Consider the following 22,872-nt stretch of genomic DNA (forward strand, 5'->3'; position numbering starts at 1 on the left):
TATTTGGAAGTTTGCCAAAGTGGTGTTGTATTCTAGGGAGGCACTGCTGAAGTGGCGCAATTGGTAGCGCAACGCACTTGTAATGCGTAGGTTGCGAGTTCAAGTCTCGTCTTCAGCTCAAATTTTCTCCTATGGCCTGCAAATTAGGCCATAGGAGATTTTCATTGTTCGGCATTGAATGTCGGTCTCTCTGCAGGGCGGGCTAGGCCTTAGCTAGCGAAAACCTAATCAAATAAGGGAAGTGAACTTTTAGTCGGATGAGCATCGGGGAATGAGGAGCGCAAATAACAAGAAAATCGCGGAATGTCAGAACTTAATCCGAATAAGCTGCACAGGCTCAACACGTAGTCGTGAGCCGTCTTAATTGAGTATCAGGCAGAGGAGGAGCCGCTACTTCGCTAGGAACTGAATGTGGACGATTTTGGTCACCTGGATTTTCCACGAGAAATCATCGAGCCTATTCGCGATTCGGAGTTGCATCAGAACACACGCCATGCACTTATAACTAACCTGCGCGGCTGCTGGTATCTCGACCGTTTAGGTGGATCGTGAACTTATGATCCGATCCCAGTTGGGCAACCGTCTCTTTATCTAGGGTTGGGCATTGAAATTTCCAACGGCAGCGGCGCTGTCCTGGCTAATCCCGGAGAGTGAGTGCGGGACGTTATTGAAGATGCGGACATGGATTTCAAAGAAGCTCTCTTCAACGCCGATGCCGAGCCTGCGACGAAGTCTCCGTATGGCAGCTAAATTTGCTTGATACGCGTTAGAAGATTGTCCACCATGAGCTTGCGGTTGGACGCAGACAGTGGGCGCTGCGAGATGTGGTCATAAACCCACAGGCCGTTGGCGATTAGAGAAAGCTCAAGCATTTCAGGGCTCAAGTTTGGATCGGATGCATTGGGAATCCACTTGTTGTCCACGGGAGCCCACTGCTGTGCGAAGTCAGGGTGAGACTTGGTGTGGATGCTCAAAATGAGCTCTACCAGCGGGTCATTTTTGCCAAGCGACAAAATCACCGCGCGTAGGCGATGCTTGGCGTCTAGAGCATCGGCTGGAGCGCCGGCGATGGCGATAAGCTCATCCTCCCAGCGCTGTGCCGACCACGCGTGGATATCAATGAGCATCTCGTGGCGCGACGGGAAGTGATAAATCAGCCCTGACTTGGACATACCGGTCGCTTCAGCGAGCGATTCATAGGTCAATGCGGGGACGCCGTCGCGTTCAATGATGTTCAGGGCTGCTTGAAGCGCTACTTCCTTCTTGCTAGTGCGCGCCACTGTTTCCTCCTGATTTTGGGTTGTCGCGGAAACACCAGAACGTGACGATGGTGAGAACTAATGCGAGCACAGCCACACATCCCACGGTGGTGCCGTAGGCAGAAGCATACGCGGTCGATGCATCCGCATGGCCAAGGCCACCGTGCAGAGCCTCCGTACCCATGTGGCGAAGATGGGTGGGCAGATTACTCAAGTACAAGGCTGGAGTCAGCGAACCGACGAAAGCGACAGACAATAAAGTGCCAAATTCATAGGAGACTTCTTCGACACCCGCAGCCATACCGGAGCGGTGCATCGGTACGGACCCGATAATCGCGATGGAGGAGACAGACATGATGGAACCTGCACCAGCACCTAAGAAGAGCAGACCGGCAATCAAAAGCGGAACTGAATCTGCGTGCGTCGACCACATCGCTAAGCCTGTGCCGATGGTAGCGAGCATGAAGCCACCGGAGATAAGCGGCAAAAAGCCCACGCGGTGCAGGTTCGCACCGCCCAATGCAGACATCGGCAAGGCAGCAATCGCTGCGGCCGCGACGATGATGCCGGCGTGGAAGGGGCTGAAATTATCGGCAAGCTGCAGCTTTTGCGCCGTAATCATCTCCAGCCCCGCCATGATAAACATGGCGCCGGAAGCGGCGATGACACCACCGAGGAAGAGTCGGTTGCGGAAAATATCGAAGGTCAGCAAAGGCTCTTCGAGGCGGTTTTGGCGACGGGTGAACAAGTATCCGCCGATGACACAGGCGATGAAAGCCGCAGCAACCAGAATCCACGATCGGTTGGGGTTGGCTAGTTCTTTAATCGCCAGCGTCAGGCCCGTGAGCGTAATCAACGCAAAGATTGAGGAGATGAGGTCCCAGTGCTTAGCCGGGTTAGGCATATTTGGTGGTGCCAGCAGGGTGGTAGCGATAAGCGCGATAACCACGATGGGCACGTTGATAAGAAATACTGAGCCCCACCACCAGACTTCCAGCAAGGCGCCACCGACAACAGGGCCTGCGGCCGCGCCAACAACGGCGACCGCGCCCCAAATGCCAATCGCGGTGTTGCGTTCTTGTTCATCTTTGAAGGTCAGACGAATCAGCGCCAAGGTCGCGGGCATCATGACAGCCGCACCTAGTCCTAAGACAGCGCGGGCACCAATCAAATAGGCCGGAGTAGGGGAGAACGCCGCGGCTAACGATGCCACGCCGAAGACCACCAGGCCGGTGGTAAACATGCGGCGGTGGCCGATTTTATCGCCGAGTGTGCCGGTGCCCAGGAGTAGTCCGGCGAGGACCAAAGGATAGGCGTTGATGATCCACAGTTGCTGGGTTTCACCCGCGTGGATTTCCTCCGTCAGCGTTGGCAGCGCGGTGAAAAGGATGGAGTTATCCAGCCCAATCATCAGCAAGCCTAAAGAGATTGCAGCGAAAAAAGACCAGCGTTGAGCTGGTGTGGAGTTGCTATCGAATTCTTTGCGTGCGTTCCTCAGGCGTGCGTTATGTCCTATCGTCATGGTCGATTACTGTAACGCACGTTCGGTATAGTAACAAGCGGGAGAAAGTAGTAGGTTGCAAAAATCCCAGCCGAATAAACTGGTGAGGATTAGAACGATTGTGGCGAAAATTTACCTTTGGGCGCACTATGGGGTTACACCCTGCGATTTAGTGGAGTGGCACATCTTTTTAATGAAAGAGGTTAGACATGGCACGTACTTATGCTGACCAGCTGGTTGACACTTTGGAAGCACAAGGTGTGAAACGCATTTATGGTCTAGTCGGTGACTCCCTCAACCCGATTGTTGATGCTGTTCGACGCTCATCTATTGAATGGATTCACGTTCACAATGAAGAGGCAGCTGCTTTTGCTGCCGGTGCAGAATCTTTGATTACCGGTGAGTTGACTGTGTGCGCGGGCTCCTGCGGCCCGGGTAATACACACCTGATTCAGGGCCTTTATGATTCTCACCGCAACGGCGCCAAGGTGCTGGCGTTGGCCAGCCACATTCCATCGCGCCAAATTGGTGGCCAGTTCTTCCAGGAAACCCACCCGGAGATCTTGTTCAAGGAAGCATCCGGTTACTGCGAGATGGTTAACTCCGCAGCCCAAGGCGCTGTCATTACCCACAACGCCATCCAATCCACCATGGCTGGCAATGGTGTCTCTGTCCTGGTTATCCCAGGCGATGTAGCATCTTTCGAAGCAGAAAATGATCAGTTCACGGAATCGGCTATCTCTGCAGGTAACCCGATTACTTTCCCGGATCCTGCTGAAGCAGCAGCACTAACCCAGGCTATTAATGAGGCGGAGAAGATTACTTTCTTCGTCGGCGCTGGCGCGCGTTATGCCCGCAAGGAAGTCCTTGAGCTTGCTGAGAAGGTGAAGGCTCCTGTGGGACATGCCTTGGGCGGCAAGATGTATATCCAGCATGACAATCCTTTTGACGTCGGAATGTCGGGCTTGCTGGGATACGGCGCCGCGCACGATGCCATGAACGAAGCAGACCTGCTGATTCTTCTCGGCACGGACTTTCCTTATGCCGACTTCCTGCCACAGGGCGGTCCTGGTGATACCAAGGTGGCACAGGTCGATATCAACGGCGCACACATTGGCCGGCGCACCAAGGTTTCTTACCCAGTCACCGGTGATGTGGCAGCAACCATCGCGAATATCTTGCCGCACGTCAATGAAAAGAAGAATCGTTCCTTCCTGGATAAGATGCTCAAGCAGCACCACAAGAAACTCACCCAGGTCATTGACGCGTATACCTCCAATATCGAGAAGATGACGCCGCTGCACCCAGAATTTGTCGCTGATGTCATCGACGAAGAAGCATCACAGGATGCCATCTTCACCGTCGATACTGGCATGTGCAATGTGTGGGGCGCACGCTATATCACCCCCAATGGCCAGCGTGAACAGCTGGGTTCATTCCGCCACGGCACCATGGCCAATGCTCTGCCGCACGCGATCGGCGCGCAGTTTGCGGACCTTGACCGCCAAGTCATCACGTTTAGCGGTGACGGCGGACTGGGCATGCTGCTCGGCGAGCTATTAACCGTAAAGCGTCACAACCTTCCAGTGAAGACCTTTGTCTTTAACAACTCTTCATTGGGTATGGTCAAACTCGAGATGCTGGTTGAAGGCATGCCAGAGTTCGAAACCGACCATGAGCAACTGCACTTCGCAGACATTGCCGCCGGTGTGGGCATCAAGTCCATCCGCGTGGAAAAGCCAAAGGAAGTACGCAAGGCTGTGCGCGAAGCACTCGCTTATGACGGCCCGGTGCTAGTCGAGTTCGTCACCGACCCGAATGCACTGTCTATCCCACCAACACTGTCTATTGATCAGCTACTCGGCTTTTCCAAGGCCGCAGCACGCACCGTCTTCGATGGCGGCGTGGGACACATGGTGGATATGGCAGCATCCAACCTGCGCAATATCCCGCGTCCGTAGATTTAGACACAGCTAAATCTACGGGCATGAAGTAGGAGAATCTACGGTTAGAGCGCAGGTTGTGCGGTCTCCGGTTCGTGCTTCTTCGGATCACGGACCGGAATCAGAATGAGCGCCCCAACCAGCAATACGACGGCGATCGCGAGAACACCACCGCGGTCGCCGTCGCCGATCAAAGATACAAAAATGCCAAAAAGTGCTGGGGTCATCCAGCTCACCGCGCGGCCAGTGGTGGCATAAAGCCCAAACATTTGCCCCTCGTGGCCAGCGGGTGCAACACGCGCTAAAAAGCCGCGGGATGCAGACTGCGCGGGGCCGACGAACAGACACAAGATAAGGCCGAAAATCCAGAAGGCCAGAGGACCTTCGACAAAGTACATGGCGCTGCCCGTGCCGGCAAGGATAAATAGCGAGGTCAAGATGATGATCTTGGGGCCGACGATGTCATCGATAAGCCCGCCGATAAGTGCACCAAGGGCGGCCGCGACATTAGCTGCAACACCAAAGATAAGCACGTCCCCGGCGTTGAGTCCGTACACGGAAACACCCAAGACGGCACCGAAAGCGAAGACGCCAGCGAGACCGTCGCGGAAAATAGCCGAGGCAAAGAGGAAGTAGCAGGCGTTACGGTCAACCTGCCAGAGCTCTTTGATATCCCGAAAAAGTTTGACGTAGGAGTCTTTGATGCTCCCAGCCTTTTCACCTGATGGGGGAATCTCCGGTACGCGGAAGAAGCCCGGCAAGGCAGAAAGACCAAACCACACGGCGGCAAGTACTGCCACCAAGCGGATATTGAGCCCGCCCTCGGTGCGAATACCCAGTAAGCCGCCATCGCCGGCAACAAACCCGAAATAGCAAATCAGCAACAAGAAGATTCCGCCGAAATAACCAAAAGACCAACCCAGACCCGAAATCTTCCCCACGTTGTCTTTAGTGGAAATCTGGGCAATCTGCGCGAAGTAGTTGACCTCCGCAAACTCAATGGTGATGGTGCCAATCGCAAGCACCACCAGACCCACCCAGAAATACACTGGGGCGTCATTGCGGATGAAATACAGCGCCGCCATCAACACAAAAGTGATGAAAGACCAAAAGGCCAAGGACCGCCGCCGCGTACCACGGGTGTCAGAACGCTGGCCCATAATCGGCGTGACCGCAAAAATAACCAGCCCGGCCACCGTCATGGCCACCGACAACCACTGCGCCGGGGTACGCGAAGAATCAATCTGCGCACCGACGGAATCAGTCAGATACACCGCGAAGATAAACGTCACCAGCACGGCGTTAAACGCGGCCGAGCCCCAGTCCCACATGGCCCAGGAAAAGACCGTGAGTTTATCTGTGCGCTTGGCCGAATCAGGCACGTTCTCCAATGCAGGGCTAGTCATAGCCCCTAATCCTAGGTCGCACGTGCAATACATGCAGCGCAATCGGGCTCTCAGCAAAAAGTTTAGGATAGGGCTTGAACTTAACGCTGCGTCAAGTAGGAAGATAATTCTTGTGACGGAACAAGACCAGGCTGAATACACCATTGGTGAGGCAGCGGAGATACTCCAAGTATCAACGCGCACCCTGCGCCATTGGGATGACATTGAGTTGTTAACACCCAGTTGGCGCACGTGGGGTGATCATCGTTTGTACTCCGAAGAAGACGTAGAGCGCGGCATGAATATCCTCATCTACCGCGGGGCAGGCGTGGCGTTGAAAGACATCGCAGAGCTTATCGATGCCACCTCATCCTCCCGCACCGCCATCTTGCGCAACCAGCGCAAGATGCTCCTGGACAAAGTCAGTCACATGCAAGAACTCATCACGGCAGTTGACACCCTGTTGACTGCGGAAACCTTAAAGGAAGGAAAGACCATGAGTACTGAAGACAAGATTGCGTTGTTCGGTGAAAACTGGCCGGTCTATGACGAAGAGGCCCGTGAGCGCTGGGGCGATACGGAAGACTATGCCGAAAACCAAAAGATGGTGGCGCAGATGAGCAAGGAAGACATCCTTGCGGCCAAGCAGGTAGCAGAGGAGTTTAAGCAGATGCTTATCGATGCCCACTCCCACGCAATCGCGCCGGGCTCGAAGGAGGCGGAGGAGGTCGTCGACAAGCACATGGCGACTATCAGTCCCTACATGCCGATGAGTCGTTCTAAGCAGGTACTTCTTGCACGCATGTACGTTGCTGACGAGCGCTTTGCTGAGGCCTATGGCGATCACCGCCAGTATCTTTTGGAGCTTATCGAAGCCCAAGCGCAGGCTGAAGGAATCGATCTGTCAAATGTCGCGTGGGAGTAAATTTTAAAGTATAGACTTTGAATTAAGTCTCACAGCTTTCTTGCAGAAAATGTCCAGTAGCTTTGATAGCCTGTGTGCCACACTTTTTAATAGTTGAAGAAGTAGTGAAAATTTTCTAAGGAAGCAACATGGAAGAAAACAGCAACGACCAAGTAACTGTCCTGGTCGTCGACGATGAACCAAATATTGTCGAACTATTGACCGTCTCCCTGAAATTCCAGGGCTTTAATGTGCGGAGCGCAAATTCTGGTACCGAAGCGCTGCGCATTGCGCGTGAGATCAATCCGGAAGCCTACATTATAGATGTCATGATGCCGGGCATGGACGGCTTTGAGCTGCTTGCCAAGCTGCGTGCGGAAGGCCTTGACGGTCCCGTGCTGTATTTGACCGCGAAAGATAGCGTGGACCAGCGCATCCATGGCCTGACCATCGGTGCTGATGATTATGTAACCAAGCCCTTTAGCTTGGAAGAAGTCATCACCCGCCTGCGCGTGATTTTGCGCCGCGGCGGTGCAGGTCAAGACGACAATAGTGATGCCACCATGTCTTATGCAGACCTGACCTTGAATGATGACACCCATGAGGTAACCAAGGGCGGGGAAATCATTGACCTTTCCCCAACCGAGTTCAACCTGCTGCGCTTTTTGATGCAGAACAAGGAAGTCGTGCTGTCCAAGGCGAAGATTTTGGACAACGTCTGGCACTATGACTTCGGCGGCGACGGCAACGTCGTGGAATCCTATATTTCTTACCTGCGCCGCAAGATTGATACCGGCGATAACCCACTGATCCACACCGTGCGTGGTGTGGGCTACGTCTTGCGCACCCCACGCTCCTAAATTTCAGGGGCAGTACGTGAGCAATTCGGCAACAGCAGACAACAACCACGGCGAATTAACGCAGCGCGATCCGCGTTCTTTCAAAGAACGCGTGCGGGGATATTTGTACCCTGGGATGTCCGGCTCGCCGCAGGCGATGCCGCTGCGCACGTGGTTGGTCGTGCTGCTCGTTGTCGTCTCCGGACTTGGCATTATTAGCGCCTCGGTCGCGGTCTCTGCCGTGATGCGCGATGTGCTGTACAACCAAGTGGATGATGAGCTGGTAGCAGCCCAAAACGGCTGGGCGCGCACCACTAATGTTTTCGGGTTGGATTTGACCGGCCGTCCGCCGACAGAGTATTCGCTTATCAAGATTTATCCCGATGGCGCGGTGCGCTACCTCAATCCTTATGAGTCCATGCCGCAGGTCGATGATCTGGTCATCGGTGCTGCGCCGGAAACTGTCGACTCCACCAGCGAATCCAATTCCACTTCCGAGTGGCGCGCCATGGCCACTGAACGCGACGGTGTTATCACCGTGGTGGCAAAAAACCTTGACTCCGAACAAATCTTGCTGCGCGGCTTGGCGCTGGTGCAGCTCATGATTGCCGTGGTCGTCTTGATGCTGATTGCGATAGCCGGATTCTGGTTTATTAGACGCGCGCTGCGGCCGCTGCGCGTGGTGGAAAAGACGGCCTCGGAAATTGCCGCTGGTGACTTGGACAAACGTGTGCCAGAGTGGCCACAACACACTGAGGTAGGCCAGCTGGCCAGCGCATTGAATATCATGTTGGCGAAGCTGCAGGCCTCGGTGGAACAAGCCCAAGGCAAAGAAGAGCAGATGCGCCGCTTTGTCGGCGATGCCTCGCATGAGCTGCGCACCCCGCTGACATCCCTGCGCGGCTATACCGAGCTGTATCGCGCGGGTATTACCGATGACGTCGACATGGTCTTGTCCAAGATTGACGCCGAATCCTCGCGCATGTCTTACCTGGTGGAAGACTTACTCGCGCTGACGCGTGCTGAGGGAACACGGCTGGATATTCGTCCCGTCGATGTCTTGGAACTCTCATTGTCGGTGGCATCGTCAGCGCGCGCAGCTTTCACCGGCCGTTCCGTCAACGTGGCGAATAATACCTCGGGTGTGCCGGTGGTTTACGGCGATGCCAGCCGCTTGCACCAGATCATTTTGAACCTGATCACCAACGGCCTGCGCCACGGTGGCGAAGATGCCGAAATCACCATTGGTCTGGAAAAAGACAACGGTGATGTGCTGATCAAAGTCATTGACACCGGCCGCGGCATGGACCCGGAAGTAAGCTCGCATATCTTTGAGCGTTTCTACCGCGAAGACACTTCCCGCACCCGCGATACCGGCGGCTCCGGCCTGGGCCTAGCAATTGTGAAGTCCCTGGTGGAACAGCACGGCGGTTCGATCTCTGTGGAATCCGAGCTCGGCGTCGGCTCGACCTTCACCGTGCGCCTACCAGCTGCGGAAGAGCCGGAATCCATGGACTCTTCAGAGAGCGAGGATGGTGCTGTGCCACAAGGCAACGCTGTACCGGTGAAAGCCTCCCGGAAAAACCGCAGCCTCCGCAACGGTAAGAAAAACGGTGCGAAGGCCGACAGCGATGCGGGGGAGGCATCGACAAGCGAAAGCGAAAAGCCGGAGGCTTAGCTCAAGCGAAACCCATCCTCGCCGGTGTTGAGGTGCTGGCGGATACGCACCGCAGCCTCATCCATCGCCTTGGGATCGGTGGCATCCATAGCCATGGCCTTGCTGAAGTCGAACTCAGCCATCTTCTCCGTCGGGAACAGGTGGATGTGCGTGTGTGGCACATCGAAACCGGCGATGATAAAGCCCGCGCGCGTGGTGTCGTAAGCGGTCTTGATAGCCTCACCGATTTCCTGCGCGACGCCGGAAATGTGCAGCCAGGTCTCGGCATCCAGGTCGGTCCACTTATCAACCTGCTCAATCGGAACGACCAAGGTGTGGCCGTAGCGCAGCGGCTCAATGCTCAAAAACGCCACGCACTTGTCATCGCGGTATACAAAACGGCCGGGTAGCTCGCCGTTGATGATCTTGGTAAATACAGAAGGCTCAATTTCAGTCATGACCCAATGCTATAGCTTTCTTGGCTGTGAATGGGGTACCCGTCGAGCGAAAAAGTTAAGATAGTCGCATGCGCATTCTTGTAATTGGTTCCGGCGGCCGCGAGCACGCCATTTTGAAAGGCCTTGCGGCCGACCCCGCTACCACTGACCTGCACGTTGCACCAGGCTCACCTGCTTTTGCATCGTTAGCTACTGTGCACGCTGACTACAAAGAAGTAGCGGATCCGGCCCGCATGCTGGAATTGGCTCAGGAGATTAAACCTGAACTGGTTGTCATCGGCCCGGAAATTCCATTGGTTGCCGGCGTTGCTGACGCATTGCGCGCCGAAGGCATCGCGGTCTTTGGGCCGAACGCGGATGCAGCACAGATTGAAGGCTCTAAGGCCTTTGCCAAGGAAGTCATGGAAGCTGCAGGCGTTGCTACAGCGCGTGCGCAGACCCTACCGCCGGGAATGACTGACGACGATATCGAGCATGAGCTCGACTACTTCGGTCCTATGTATGTCGTCAAAGACGACGGGCTGGCCGCAGGCAAGGGCGTTGTGGTCACCGCTGACCGCGCCGAAGCACGCCAGCACATCCATCTCGTGCATGCCGCTGGTAACCCAGTGCTGCTGGAATCTTTCTTGGACGGCCCAGAGGTCTCGCTGTTTTGCCTTGTCGATGGCGAAACTGTCGTGCCACTTCTGCCAGCCCAAGACCACAAGCGTGCCTATGACAATGATGAAGGACCTAACACCGGCGGCATGGGCGCATACACCCCGCTGCCGTGGTTGTCTGCTGAAGGCGTCGACCGCATCGTGCGCGAGGTTTGCGAGCCAGTAGCTAAGCAAATGGTCGAGCGCGGCACCCCATACTCCGGCCTGCTGTACGCGGGTCTGGCATGGGGGCAAGAAGGCCCCTCCGTCATTGAGTTCAACTGCCGCTTCGGCGACCCAGAAACCCAGCCGCTGCTCTCGCTGTTGAAGACGCCGCTGGCAGGGGTTCTCAACGCAGTTGCAACCGGAACTGTGGACGAACTGCCTGCGCTGGAGTGGGAAGACGCCTATGCCGTGACCGTAGTGCTGGCGGCTGCGAATTACCCGGAATCTCCACGCAAGGGCGATGTCATCACCTCGCCAGATTTGGCAGATACTGACAAGATTTTGCACGCGGGTACCGCGGTAAAAGATGCAGAAGTTATTTCCAATGGCGGTCGCGTGCTCAACGTAATTGGCAAGGGTGAAACCCTATCTGCCGCGCGCGCTGCCGCGTATGAGGTGCTCGAGAACATTGATCTGGCCGATAGCTTCTACCGCACTGACATCGGCCAAGCTGCCGAAGAAGGTCGCATTAGCATCGACTCCTAGCATCTCGCCCTTGCTGTTGGCGGGGGGATAACGAGGGCAATTATGTTGGCTTAAGAAATGAAAGGCGCAAGTAGAGTACTTGCGCCTTTTGCCATGTGGAATAATGAAGCCCGTGGCTGATAAGAAGAAGATTTCCAACGTTTTGTCCTCGCGTTACGCCTCCGCAGAGTTATCCAACCTGTGGAGCCCGGAACACAAAATCATCATGGAGCGCCAGCTCTGGATCGCGGTCATGCGCGCCCAAAAAGACCTTGGCGTTGACATTCCATCTGAAGCAATTGACGCATACGAAGCAGTCATTGACCAGGTCGACCTAGGTTCCATCGCGGATCGTGAGCGTGTGACGCGCCATGACGTGAAAGCTCGTATTGAAGAGTTCAATGCTTTGGCTGGGCATGAGCACATTCACAAGGGCATGACCTCCCGTGACCTGACGGAGAACGTAGAGCAGCTGCAAATCTACCGCTCCTTGGAGCTCATTCGCGATAAGGCAATCGCGGTTGCAGCGCGCATCGGTGAGCACGCCGCGAAGTACCAGGCCTTGGTAATGGCGGGCCGATCCCACAACGTTGCGGCGCAGGCGACCACTTTGGGTAAGCGTTTTGCATCGGCTGGCGATGAAATGCTGCTGGCTATCGAGCGCGTAGAAAACCTCCTGGGCCGCTACCCACTGCGCGGCATCAAGGGCCCAATGGGTACTTCCCAGGACATGCTGGACTTGATGGGCGGCGATGAGAACAAGCTCGCAGCACTCGAAACCGCCATCGCGGACCACCTGGGCTTTGCGCGTGTGTTCAACTCCGTAGGCCAGATTTACCCACGCACCCTTGATTTTGATGCGGTCTCCGCGCTGGTTGAGCTGGGTGCCTCGCCATCGTCTTTGGCAACCACCATCCGCTTGATGGCTGGCAACGAAACCGTCACCGAAGGTTTCAAGGAAGGCCAGGTCGGCTCTTCCGCGATGCCACACAAGATGAACGCCCGCTCCTGTGAGCGCGTCGGTGGCCTGCAGGTTATTCTGCGCGGCTACCTCACCATGGTTGCAGACCTTGCTGGTCAGCAGTGGAACGAAGGCGACGTATTCTGCTCGGTAGTTCGCCGCGTGGCGCTGCCGGATGCTTTCTTTGCTATCGATGGCCAGTTTGAAACCTTCCTCACCGTCCTCGATGAGTTCGGTGCATTCCCAGCGATGATCGACCGCGAGCTCGAGCGCTACCTGCCATTCTTGGCCACCACCCGCATCCTCATGGCTGCGGTGCGCGCAGGCGTTGGCCGCGAAACCGCACACGAAGTCATCAAGGAAAACGCTGTCGCAGTAGCGCTGAACATGCGCGAAAACGGCGGCGAGCAGGACTTGCTGGAGCGCCTTGCTGCCGATGACCGCCTGCCCATGAGCAAGGAACAACTGGAAGAAGCACTCGCTGACAAGCACGCCTTTATCGGCGCTGCCGAATCCCAGGTAGATGCAGTTCTTAGCCGCATCAAGGAACTTGCAGACCAACACCCGAAGGCGGCCGCCTACACCCCAGGGGAAATTCTTTAAGAATTTCCCGGAAAGCGTTACGGGAGATTTCGCGGTTAGCTAGCCAGAAGGATTTCTCCCAGACACTAGCGGGGCGCTGTGGGCGCATGCACTAACATTTAGAGCATGCGCCCACAGCTTTCTGATTATCAGCACTTATCCTCCGGCAAAGTCCGCGATATCTACGAAGTAGATGACAACACTTTGCTCATGGTGGTCACCGACCGCATTTCCGCCTATGACTTCGCTCTAGAGCCAGCAATCCCCGATAAAGGCCGGGTTCTTACCGCAACCACCATGTTCTTCTTCGACGCGATCGATTTCCCGAATCACCTGGCAGGACCCATCGATGATGAGCGGATTCCAGAAGAAGTTTTGGGCCGGGCCATCATCGTTAAGAAGCTCAACATGCTGCCCTTTGAGTGCGTTGCCCGTGGATACCTCACCGGTTCCGGCTTGAAGGAATACAACGCCAGCGGCACCGTGTGCGGCATCGAGCTGCCAGAAGGCTTGGTGGAGGCATCGCGTCTGCCAGAGCCAATTTTCACCCCAGCCACCAAGGCAGAGCAGGGCGATCACGATGAGAACGTCAGCTTCGACCGCGTGGTGCAGGACTTAGGCCAAGAGCGCGCAGAGCAGCTTCGCGATGAAACCCTGCGCATCTACTCCGCCGCTGCCAAGATTGCCGAAGAAAAGGGCATCATCTTGGCTGATACCAAGTTTGAATTCGGCCTGGATGCCGACGGCAACCTGGTCCTAGGCGATGAGGTCTTGACCCCGGATTCCTCCCGCTACTGGCCGGCTGACACCTACGCGGAAGGCGTGGTGCAGCCCAGCTTCGATAAGCAGTACGTGCGCAACTGGTTGACCTCTGAGGAATCCGGCTGGGATGTGGACTCGGAAACCCAGCCGCCAGTGCTTCCCGACGACATCGTCGCCGCCACCCGCCTGCGCTACATCGAGGCCTATGAGAGCCTGTCCGGCAAGCGTTTCATCGACTTCATCGGCGGTTAAAACTCCCCATAATTCACGCGGGTAGGGTTGTTCGTTATGACAGATAGCAATCTCGACAACGTTAACCCGCCCATCGCTAAGCAAGAAGCTTTTATCCGTGAATTCCACGGACGCAGCTTTGTTGATGAATATGAGTGGATGCGCAACAAGGAATCCCAGGACACCCTGGATTACCTCAACTCAGAGAACACTTATACCGAGGCGAAGACCGCACATTTGAAGCAGCTGACGGAAAATGTGTTTGAAGAGATTAAGTCCCGCGTGAAGCAAACCGATATGTCCGTGCCGTCGCGCTCGGGGGACTATTGGTACTACGGCCGCTCGGAAGAGGGCAAGGAATATGGCTTTAGCTGCCGCATTCCAGTTTCCGAGGGCCAGGATCCGTGGGAGCCGCCGGTCATTCCGGAGGAAGGCAAGCCCGAGGGCGAGCAGATCTTGCTGGATAATAACGCGCTTGCCGAGGGCCATGACTACTTCGCCCTCGGTGCGGCCTCGGTGACCAAGTCCGGGCGCTATCTGGCTTATTCCACGGACACGGAAGGAGATGAGCGCTTCGAGCTGTTCATCAAGGACTTAGAGACAGGCAAGCTTCTCGATGACCACCTGACCGACATCTTCTACGGCGCCACCTGGGCCGGCGAAGAGTATATTTTCTACCAGAAAGTCGACGACGCCTGGCGCCCGGATACTGTGTGGCGCCACAAGGTCGGCACCGCGCAAAGCGAAGACGTCTGCGTCTTTACCGAAGCAGATGAGCGCTTCCGCGTCGGCGTGGGGTCTACCCGTAGTGAAAAATACCTCATCATCGCGGCCGGCTCCCCGCTGACTTCTGAATACTGGGTACTCGACATGGACAGCCCCGAGGGCGAATTCAAAGTCCTGTGGGAGCGCGAAACCGGTGTCGAATACGACATTGACCACGTGGTCCGCGGCGGCAAAGACCAGTGGCTGGTCACCCACAACGCGCACGGTCCGAACTTCGAAGTCTCGTGGGTGGATGCCGACGCTAGCCCGCTGCCTGGCATCCGCGACTTGGACATCCTAGTCCCGCACAATGATGAGGTGCGCATCGAAGGCGTGGATACCTACCGCGACTTTGCCACCTTGTCCTATCGTCGCGGCGGCATTCCCCGGGTTGCCGTGATGCAGCTTATCGATGACCACTTCGGCGACTTCGAAGAAATAGCCTTCGACGAGGAAATTTACTCTGCCGGTTCTGCCGGCAACCCCGAGTGGGATGCGCCGGTGATTCGTCTGTCGTATACCTCCTATACCCAGCCAGCGCAGCTGTTCCAGTACCGCATCGCTACTGGTGAGCGCACCTTGCTGAAAGAGCAAGAAGTTCCTGGAGGCTACAACGCGGATGAGTATGAGGCTTACCGTGAGTGGGCGATTGCGAAGGATGGAACGCAGATTCCGGTGAGCATCGTCAAGCGCAAAGACCTTGCTACTGATAGCCCACGTCCTGCGCTGCTGTATGGCTATGGCTCTTATGAAGCCAGCATGGACCCAGGCTTTTCTGTCTCCCGGCTCTCGCTGCTGGATCGCGGCATGCTTTATGTTGTCGCGCACGTGCGCGGCGGCGGGGAGATGGGCCGGCTGTGGTACGACGAGGGCAAGCTGATGGCGAAGAAGAACACCTTTACTGACTTCATCGATGTTGCTGACCACCTGATTAATAACCAACTGACCAGCCCAGAGGTACTTGTTGCCGAAGGTGGTTCTGCTGGTGGCCTGCTTGTGGGCGCGGTGGCGAATATGGCTCCCGACCGCTTTAAGGGCATCCAAGCCGTGGTGCCTTTTGTGGACCCGTTGACCTCGATTTTGAAGCCGGAACTGCCGCTGACCGTCGGCGAGTGGGAAGAATGGGGCGACCCGTACCACGACCCGGAAGTCTATGACTACATGGCAACTTATGCGCCGTATGAGAATGTCGCGGCGCAGGATTATCCCGATATTTTGGCTGTGACCTCCCTTAATGACACACGCGTGCTGTACGTGGAACCTGCGAAGTGGATTGCCAAGCTGCGCCAAGTTGCCACCGGCGGGGAGTTCTTGCTCAAGACCGAAATGGCTGCTGGTCACGGCGGTGTTTCCGGGCGTTATGCGCGCTGGCACCAGACCGCTTTTGAGTATGCCTGGACGATTAACAAGGCTACTGGTTTGGTGGAGTAGCTTTATCTGCTCGCCGCGCGGGGTGGGCTTTCCTGTGTGATAATAGGTGGCATGCAAGGGCATCTTCTGGTTTCGATTTCATCTATTTTCGACGACACCCGGAAGTCCGCGGCGCGTTTGATAAACCAGCTGGATAAAGAAGGCGTTCCGGTGTCATTGCTGGTGGCCCCGCACATTGACGGCAACTGGCACTTAGCCAAAGACCCGACCACGAAGCAGTGGCTGCAGGAACAACAAGAATCCGGCCGGTTGTTGATTCTTAACGGCTTTGACCAAGCCGTGCAGGGCCGGCGTGCGGAATTTGCCAACCTTGACGCCCACGAGGCTAACCTGCGCCTCAAAGGTGCCACCCGGCAGATGTCCAAGCTGGGCTTTGAATTCGATATCTTCGCCCCGCCGCGCTGGCGCATGTCTCCTGGCACACTCGATGTGCTGCCGTATTTTGATTTCTCCCTGGCTGTCTCATCGACCGGCATTCATGACCTGCGCACCGAGGACTTCTATCAGTCCCGAAACCTGTCCTACGGCGAAGGTTTCGGCGCTGCAAAGTGGTGGCGCCGTTCCATCATCAGCGCCGCTGAGCGTGGCGCCAGCCGCGGCAATACCGTGCGTTTGTCCGTCTCCGGCCGCAACCTGGGCGAGAAGAAAGTCCAGCACGACTTCCTGCGCGCCATTGGCAAAGCCATCAAAGCCGGCGCGGTGCCTGCCTCCTACGAGGTTTTCGCAAAATGCGAATTAAAGGACGTGAGACTTCAGGCCGTCAAGGATGACATTCGCTGATACTAGAGATGCATTCATGTACCACGAGTCGTAGTCAATCTCGATGGCCTGGTTATTCTTCACTGCTTCAAGCGTTGGCCACAGGGACGTGTCCGCGGGGCTGTCGCTTCCTTCTTGTACGCCGTAGAACAGCCAGTCGGCATCGGCTTCGGCGATGAGCTCTGCTGAGAGATCCTTGCCGGCTTTGTCTGTAAACTGCTGCGCCTGCGGCCGCGCAAAGCCGCAATCGGCTGCGACGGTGCCTGCCATCGACTCGGCACCATACATCTGGAACTCGCCTTTGTTGGTGCGCAAGAAAGACACCGTCGGTGGATTGTCCGATTGGCTGACTTTCACCTCGGCTGCCGATGCCTCGTAGTCATCCAGCATGGCTTGAGCCTCATCGCCCTTGCCAGCGGCGTCGGCAATGGTTATCAAGTCCTGCTTCCAGTTCTCGCCGCCGCCCTCACCGGTAACAACCGGCGCGATGGCGCGCAGCTTTTGCAGCAGAGCTTCATCGCTGCGCAAGTTCGCACAAATCAAAGTCGGCCGCAGTTTAGCGATGATCTCCACATCCGGGTCTTGGCGGAAACCGCAGTCTGCGATGCTATCCAAATCCATGTCATCCCCGAAACGATCCCTCAGGAACTGCGGAATCAGGTCTGCGTTCTTTGCTGCAGCTACACCGACCGGAGTGATACCCAGCAGCAACAGGTTATCTAGCTGACCGGTATTCAGCGCAACAATACGCTGCTCTTCGCCACCTTCAGTTGCAGTGGCTGCCGGAGTTTTCTCGCCTGGCTTATCTGACTGCGTACATGCGGCTAGTGCGATTGCAGCAGCGCCAAGGCTCGCGCCCAGGAAGCCGCGGCGGCTAAGTTTCTTATACATTTACATGAAGTTAGCCTAGCCTAAAAACTTCTGTCAATATTCGTGGTGGATGACACGCGTTGCTGGAAAACGGATCGCGAAATTCCTGCCGATCTGCGTTAGCTTTGGCAGTAGACCGGCAGTCGTGGACGAGCCTTCGACGGTTAAACTAAGCCGAAGGCTGGGAGTTTAGATCAGGTTCATCGCTCCCAAGCTGCTCACGTGGTGGGTGTTGCCCACAAGCTTTCCACCTGGGGTGTGCAGGCGGACCTTCCCGCGGTGGCGGCGCATCCTGCCGCGCTTGGGTTTGCCTTTTCCTCGCTTATTTTTTCTTTTCGGTGACCCGGGATCACCCGGGTCACCGTCGTCGTTGACGCCGTTGTGATATTTACACAACATCGTCAGATTCGACGGTTTCGTATGCCCGCCATTCTTATGCGCGTCGATATGGTGGACCTGGCACCTATCGGCTGGCACGGTGCAGTCCGGCCATGGACAGACCAGGTTCTCTGCCATCGCTAAGGTGCGCAGTTTGTCGGAGGCGAACCGCGTCTCGTAAAGATTCACGGGCCCGGCGGTGGGATGGAAAAGCCCGACATAGAGCTTGTCACCCAAGCTGCCTTCCATCGCGGCGTTGATAAATTCTGCGCCGGTCATGGTCGTGCCGTCGGAAAGACCGATGATGACGTCGTCGCCCTTTCCGCAGGAGACTTTCGCGAAATCGTCGAGTCCAATAGCAATCACGGTGCGGTATTCAGGTTCGATAAGCCCGGTGCCGTTGCCCTCGATGAGATCCCAGAATGGCTCGAGCAATGCTTCGGAGCGTGGCTGGTCGTCATCGTGCTTGATGCCAGCATCAAGCGTCTTTTCTAAGTCAGTAATTCGGCGCTGGGTATCGGTGATGCTGATGGTGCGCAGGCCGTCTATAGCCCGGCCGACGCGTACGCCGCGTTGTTTGGGTTTGTCGCCGCCTTCTTCGGTGACGCGTTGTTTGCCGAATTTATTGACTTCATCCAAGGTCCCTTCATGGGCGATGAGTTCGGCGCGCAGTTTCCAGGCAGCGCCGCGGGTTGTGAGTTTCTTGGCGTGCTTGTTGACCATTTCTAAATACTCGACGCTTAACTGTCTCGCCTCAGCAAGAGCCACAGCATCGCGTTGCACCTTGGGAGAATCAGCCGGTCCGAAAAAGACGGTGGCAAGCCTGGTGTATTTTCGTGCGGTATTCAGTGACATCAGGCCACCGGCTAGGTCATGCGGGGAACACTCATACACATCGCGGAGGATGGTTACTCCGCTGGTGGTGAAGAGGTTTAATATTTGTTGTCCTTTCATAACTTCGACACTAAGGCGTGAACGCAAGCCCGCACCAGAGCAAGTTCAAAAACCTGCCCGAATTACACATGACACGTCACCCAAACGGCGAAGTTATCCACAGGCGCGGCCGAAAACGCTGGAAAACACAGAAAAGGCCTGCTTTCGCACTCCCGGTGGGAGCCAGAAAGCAGGCTTTGAGCGACGCGCGAGCGACGCGTCAGGAGAATCTAGAAGAGGTTGTTGAAGAAGTTCATGATCTGGGCACGCAGGCTCTTTGCCTCCCGCGGCAGGAACTGCTCAACGGAACCGCTAAAAGCTGCGCCCAAACCTAAAGCTGCAGCAATGGCTGCGATAGCAGCGATTACTCCACCGAAGGCACTGGAAGAGCTGCCCTTGCCCGGCTTGTTGCCAGGCTCATCATCGTCGTTGGAGGAATCCTTGGAGATTTCCACGGCGGCTTCGACAAAGAGCTGGTCATTATTAGCACGGTTGATAGTGAATTCATATGCGTCTTCGGCATCATCCGCGGTGGTAATTTCCACTGCACCCGCGCGGTAGCCGTTAACTACCCAACCTTCCGGCAAGTCCTTGACTTCCAGTGCCACCACGAGGTCGTCTAGGTCGGCGAGTTGGGTTGTGTCGGAGTTTGGGAGGGAGGCATCGATAAGCGAAGCTAAAGCCTTTGGCACTGCAACCTTGACGGTTTCACCGGCCTTTACCTCAGCCTCGAAATCAGTGGCTTCGATATCCGCGGTGTCTGGAACCTCAGGCTCAACCGGGGTTTCCTCATCGCTAAGGTTGAAGCCCACCTTGACTGGGTCGTGGTCAGAAGAACGGAATGGGGTGGCGTCGTGGTAATCCACCACGTTGTACAAGCGGCGGGAGTATTCAAAAGCGATGGGCTCATCAGCGTTGATATTCCACACCTGGGCGTCTTGGACATCGACGTGCTCATTGGCCAACACGTGGTCCAAGGAGCCTAGGAGACCATCGAGCTGGTAGGAGGTGGATGCATCGTAGTCTTCCTGTGGCACCGAGTAGCCGCCGTCGCGGAAGACATCGATGGCGTGCTCACGGGTATAAGAGTTCAAATCACCCATGACAAACGTTGCCTTGTCATCCCAGTCGGACTGGGCAGCGAGGTGATCGAGCACCGCCTGGGCCTGCTCAACGCGCAGGTTGGCGTTATTGCCCTGGCCGTCGCCCTGATCGGCGTCGCCACGTGCGATAGAGCCCTTGGACTTAAAGTGGTTGGCAACGGCGACGAAAGATTCGGTGACATCTTCGGCGACAGGCTTAAATTCCTGAGCCAGTGGTTCACGCGCAGTGCCGGTGAAGCGGTCATCTTCGAAGATGCGGGATTCGCCAACTGGCTCCACGCGGTCAGGGTTGTAGATAAATGCCACGCGGATGACATCAGGGGAGGAAGGCACCTTTTCTGGGGACTCGACGTATTCCCAGTTGCCACCTTCAGCGTTGAGTGCGTCCACCAGCGTTGCCAGTGCTTCATCGCGGCGGTCGATATCGCCGGTGACCGCGAAGGTGTCCTCAATTTCCGACAGCGCGATGACATCGGCGTTAAGGCCATTGATGGCGGCAACAATCTTTTCCTGCTGATCGGCTAGTGCGCTTTCGGTGAAGGCACCACGCACGGTGCAGTTGCGGGAAGCGACCGGGTTGCCGTTGATATCGGTGTAGCCGTTGCAGCCACCTTCATCTTCGCCCAGGGAGGTGAAGTAGTTGAGCACGTTAAAAGCAGAGATGGTGTATTCACCAGCGACATCATCGACGGCGTTCAGCTCCGCGGGGCGGGAGTCTTCCCAGGTAATCGGCAAATCGGCAGACGCGGTATTGCCGGTGACCGGAGTGGTGGGCAAAAAGCGCCACAGGCCATGATCTTTCTTCACAACGACCGGGTGTTGGAATTCCACCTGGTCAGTTGTGCGGATGGACTTGATGGTTTCCGCGTTATCGGCAGTGATATAAGGCAGCGGAGTGCGCTTGTCCGACTGCATGTAGTTGCTGGTACGAGCATCATCCAAGGTCACCGATGCTTCCTTGGCAGCTTGCGCCTGCGCGACGGCTTCCGGGCCTGGTGCCATGACATCAGTGGGCTGGCGGAATGCTTCCTCGCCTGGGGCAAGTCCAATTTCGCCGAAGGTGTTGAGCGCATAGTTATTAGACACGGTGTGCGTGCCCGGCAAAACCAGCATGTACTCAAAAGGTTCGCGCTCGGCATCGCCAGCAGGCAGCTTATCGATGCTCAAAGGAATCACCGGCTCAAATTCGCCCTCTGCGACTTCAAAGGAAGGGTTGGAAAGCTGCGTGGAATCAAAGTGCTCACCGGCTTGGCCCTTCACGGTAAGAACCTGGCCGAGTTCTGGGTAGGCGGAGGCAGGACGATTGCCCATGTAGATAAAGATGCCGTGCGATGCATCTTGTGCGGTTGGTACTTCAGCGCCGGTACCAGGGGTCTGAATGACAAAACCGTTGAGTCCGCCTTCGGCATAAACTGCGGTGACCTCACCTTGGGTGGTCACGGTCTTGCCGTTGACAGGGGTGGTAAAACCTGTGCCTTGGATGTCCGCAATCGCGATGATCTCATCCGGGGTTCCTCCACCAGGGGTGTCGTCACCGGGAGTGTCGTCACCGGGGTTTTCCTCGCCGGGTTCGCTTCCGCCTTCGGTCTCACCCGAAGAGTTAGTAGGGGTAGGTGCGCCAGCGGTGAAGTCAGCGGAGTTGTTATCGGTGTCGGTACCGTTGTCATCGCGAGAAGCAGAGGTGGAGTTATCGAGCTTGGCAGCCGCCGCGGTTTCTACCTTGGTAGATGCGCCATAACCAACCAAGTCAACGGACTCTGATGCGTCATTGCGCAGTTCCACGGAACCTTCGGAACCGCTCATATTTACCGACGCGGTGACATCAGCAGTCGGAAGTGCTGGCAAGTCCTTGTTATTTCCAGAAGCTTGCTGGATGAGGAAGTAGCCGCCGGCAGGAATTGAACCGGTCAGCGAGGTCACGCCACCGGAATTGCCGTTCTTGGAGAAGTATTCGACTTTCCAATCCGCGAGATCGATGGCTTCTTCGGTGGGGTTGAATAGCTCAATGAAGTCATGAGAGAAAGGAGCGCGGCTGTTACCACCGCCGCCATAGACTTCGCTGATGACAACGTCATCGCCTTCTGGGGTGGCAGAAGCGGCAGGGATGGTGATGGCAGACAGAGAAGTCGATGCCAGCGCAGCCAACGCGAAGGTGCGCAGGCGACGCGCAGAAGAGCGGGGCTTAGAAGCTGGCTTCGGATGAGAAGACATAGGAGAAAAATCCTTTAAGAAAGTGTGAGTAAAGAGGAAATAGAAAAGGCGCAGTGAAGCAACCTTCTTGTTTCTATTAGCGATACTCAGCCCCAGCAACAGCAGAAAATGAAGCGAGCTGGGAGTTTGCTCACACAAAGCTGAAAGTTCTCCGGCGGTTTAAGAATCGGACACACCGTGTTCATCAACCGGGGGGAGGGGAAATGCATTCTTAGCATTTCCCCTCGGGTTTTCGTATTTAAAAATTCGCGCGCGGGGTTAAAGGTGGGGAGTGCTGGGCACCTGCCGTCTAGGAGTTTTGCATGCCTAACCGCTAAAGTGGGCAATTGCAGACTAGCAGTAGAACTCGCACAGTAAGGCTAAAGAATTATGGCTCGTGTTGTTGTCAATGTCATGCCCAAGGCTGAAATCCTCGACCCGCAGGGACAAGCTGTTGTCCGTGCACTTGGACGCCTGGGTGTAAACGGAGTAAGCGATGTCCGTCAGGGCAAGCGCTTTGAAATCGAAGTCGATGATTCAGTCAGCGCTGAAGACCTAGACAAGGTCGCAGCAAGCTTGCTGGCAAACACCGTCATCGAGGACTACGAAGTTGTAGGGCTGGAGGTCAAGTAA

The 22,872-nt window shown here is 56.1% G+C and carries 17 protein-coding genes and 1 tRNA gene; 11 read left to right on the forward strand and 7 right to left on the reverse strand.

Translation table 11 applies throughout. The annotated features are described in order from the left end of the window. Nucleotides 1–45: 45 nt before the first annotated feature. Nucleotides 46–118: transfer RNA gene (locus C5Y44_RS08540), tRNA-Thr, on the forward strand. A gap of 628 nt (nt 119–746) precedes the next feature. Here the strand turns inward: C5Y44_RS08540 and C5Y44_RS08545 are convergent. Together C5Y44_RS08545 and C5Y44_RS08550 are read right to left on the reverse strand one after the other, a co-directional pair. Beyond that, nucleotides 747–1,280: a TetR/AcrR family transcriptional regulator gene (locus C5Y44_RS08545; RefSeq protein WP_105324532.1), complete on the reverse strand. Its 534-nt coding sequence runs from the start codon at nt 1,278–1,280 to the stop codon at nt 747–749. After that, nucleotides 1,267–2,781, reverse strand: a complete 1,515-nt coding sequence (locus tag C5Y44_RS08550; RefSeq protein WP_105324533.1) for an MFS transporter — start codon at nt 2,779–2,781, stop codon at nt 1,267–1,269. The genes C5Y44_RS08545 and C5Y44_RS08550 overlap by 14 nt, the downstream gene beginning before the upstream one ends. Nucleotides 2,782–2,969: 188 nt before the next feature. On the opposite strand from C5Y44_RS08550, the gene C5Y44_RS08555 reads away from it, so the two are divergent. Further along, the gene (locus C5Y44_RS08555; protein ID WP_105324534.1) at nt 2,970–4,721 is read left to right on the forward strand and encodes a pyruvate dehydrogenase; all 1,752 of its coding nucleotides are present in this window, start codon (nt 2,970–2,972) and stop codon (nt 4,719–4,721) included. Nucleotides 4,722–4,768: 47 nt separating this feature from the next. Here C5Y44_RS08555 and C5Y44_RS08560 read toward each other — a convergent pair whose 3' ends face one another. After that, complete coding sequence (locus C5Y44_RS08560) at nt 4,769–6,109, reverse strand: MFS transporter (protein WP_105324535.1); 1,341 nt, start codon at nt 6,107–6,109, stop codon at nt 4,769–4,771. 112 nt (nt 6,110–6,221) lie between these two features. On the opposite strand from C5Y44_RS08560, the gene C5Y44_RS08565 reads away from it, so the two are divergent. The 3 genes from C5Y44_RS08565 (at nt 6,222) to C5Y44_RS08575 (ending at nt 9,509) form a co-directional block, all read left to right on the forward strand. Next, on the forward strand, nt 6,222–7,013 hold the full coding sequence (locus C5Y44_RS08565; protein WP_105324536.1) for a MerR family transcriptional regulator: 792 nt from the start codon (nt 6,222–6,224) through the stop codon (nt 7,011–7,013). Between the two features lie 128 nt (nt 7,014–7,141). Next, entirely contained in the window at nt 7,142–7,852 is a 711-nt protein-coding gene (locus C5Y44_RS08570; protein WP_105324537.1) for a response regulator transcription factor, read from the forward strand. A gap of 16 nt (nt 7,853–7,868) precedes the next feature. Continuing rightward, on the forward strand, nt 7,869–9,509 hold the full coding sequence (locus tag C5Y44_RS08575) for a sensor histidine kinase (RefSeq protein WP_369831082.1): 1,641 nt from the start codon (nt 7,869–7,871) through the stop codon (nt 9,507–9,509). Here C5Y44_RS08575 and C5Y44_RS08580 read toward each other — a convergent pair. Beyond that, the gene (locus C5Y44_RS08580; protein WP_105324538.1) at nt 9,506–9,946 is read right to left on the reverse strand and encodes an HIT family protein; all 441 of its coding nucleotides are present in this window, start codon (nt 9,944–9,946) and stop codon (nt 9,506–9,508) included. The two genes, C5Y44_RS08575 and C5Y44_RS08580, sit on opposite strands and share 4 nt — an antisense overlap. 68 nt (nt 9,947–10,014) lie before the next feature. Here C5Y44_RS08580 and purD point away from each other — a divergent pair, with 68 nt between their 5' ends. From purD to C5Y44_RS08605, 5 genes are all read left to right on the forward strand, one after another. Continuing rightward, entirely contained in the window at nt 10,015–11,295 is a 1,281-nt protein-coding gene (gene purD / locus C5Y44_RS08585; RefSeq protein ID WP_105324539.1) for a phosphoribosylamine--glycine ligase, read from the forward strand. Between the two features lie 103 nt (nt 11,296–11,398). Beyond that, complete coding sequence (gene purB, locus C5Y44_RS08590; protein ID WP_105324540.1) at nt 11,399–12,838, forward strand: adenylosuccinate lyase; 1,440 nt, start codon at nt 11,399–11,401, stop codon at nt 12,836–12,838. A 105-nt stretch (nt 12,839–12,943) separates the two neighbouring features. Continuing rightward, the gene (locus C5Y44_RS08595) at nt 12,944–13,831 is read left to right on the forward strand and encodes a phosphoribosylaminoimidazolesuccinocarboxamide synthase (protein WP_105324541.1); all 888 of its coding nucleotides are present in this window, start codon (nt 12,944–12,946) and stop codon (nt 13,829–13,831) included. A gap of 36 nt (nt 13,832–13,867) precedes the next feature. Beyond that, nucleotides 13,868–16,006: a S9 family peptidase gene (locus tag C5Y44_RS08600; protein ID WP_105324542.1), complete on the forward strand. Its 2,139-nt coding sequence runs from the start codon at nt 13,868–13,870 to the stop codon at nt 16,004–16,006. A 51-nt stretch (nt 16,007–16,057) separates the two neighbouring features. Further along, the gene (locus tag C5Y44_RS08605; RefSeq protein ID WP_105324543.1) at nt 16,058–16,786 is read left to right on the forward strand and encodes a DUF2334 domain-containing protein; all 729 of its coding nucleotides are present in this window, start codon (nt 16,058–16,060) and stop codon (nt 16,784–16,786) included. On the opposite strand, the gene C5Y44_RS08610 is transcribed toward C5Y44_RS08605, so the two are convergent. The 3 genes from C5Y44_RS08610 to C5Y44_RS08620 form a co-directional block, all read right to left on the reverse strand. Then, nucleotides 16,742–17,656, reverse strand: a complete 915-nt coding sequence (locus tag C5Y44_RS08610; RefSeq protein ID WP_105324544.1) for an iron-siderophore ABC transporter substrate-binding protein — start codon at nt 17,654–17,656, stop codon at nt 16,742–16,744. The two genes, C5Y44_RS08605 and C5Y44_RS08610, sit on opposite strands and share 45 nt — an antisense overlap. 168 nt (nt 17,657–17,824) lie before the next feature. Further along, nucleotides 17,825–18,967 (reverse strand): HNH endonuclease signature motif containing protein, encoded by a 1,143-nt coding sequence (locus C5Y44_RS08615; RefSeq protein ID WP_105324545.1) that lies wholly within the window; start codon nt 18,965–18,967, stop codon nt 17,825–17,827. 209 nt (nt 18,968–19,176) lie between these two features. After that, nucleotides 19,177–22,260 carry an ExeM/NucH family extracellular endonuclease gene (locus C5Y44_RS08620; protein WP_233189919.1) on the reverse strand — a complete coding sequence of 1,028 codons (3,084 nt, stop codon included), beginning with the start codon at nt 22,258–22,260 and terminating at the stop codon, nt 19,177–19,179. 369 nt (nt 22,261–22,629) lie between these two features. Here C5Y44_RS08620 and purS point away from each other — a divergent pair, with 369 nt between their 5' ends. Then, entirely contained in the window at nt 22,630–22,872 is a 243-nt protein-coding gene (gene purS / locus C5Y44_RS08625) for a phosphoribosylformylglycinamidine synthase subunit PurS (RefSeq protein ID WP_006823163.1), read from the forward strand.

It is taken from the genome of Corynebacterium sp. J010B-136, from assembly GCF_002967075.1.
Lineage (GTDB): Bacteria > Actinomycetota > Actinomycetes > Mycobacteriales > Mycobacteriaceae > Corynebacterium.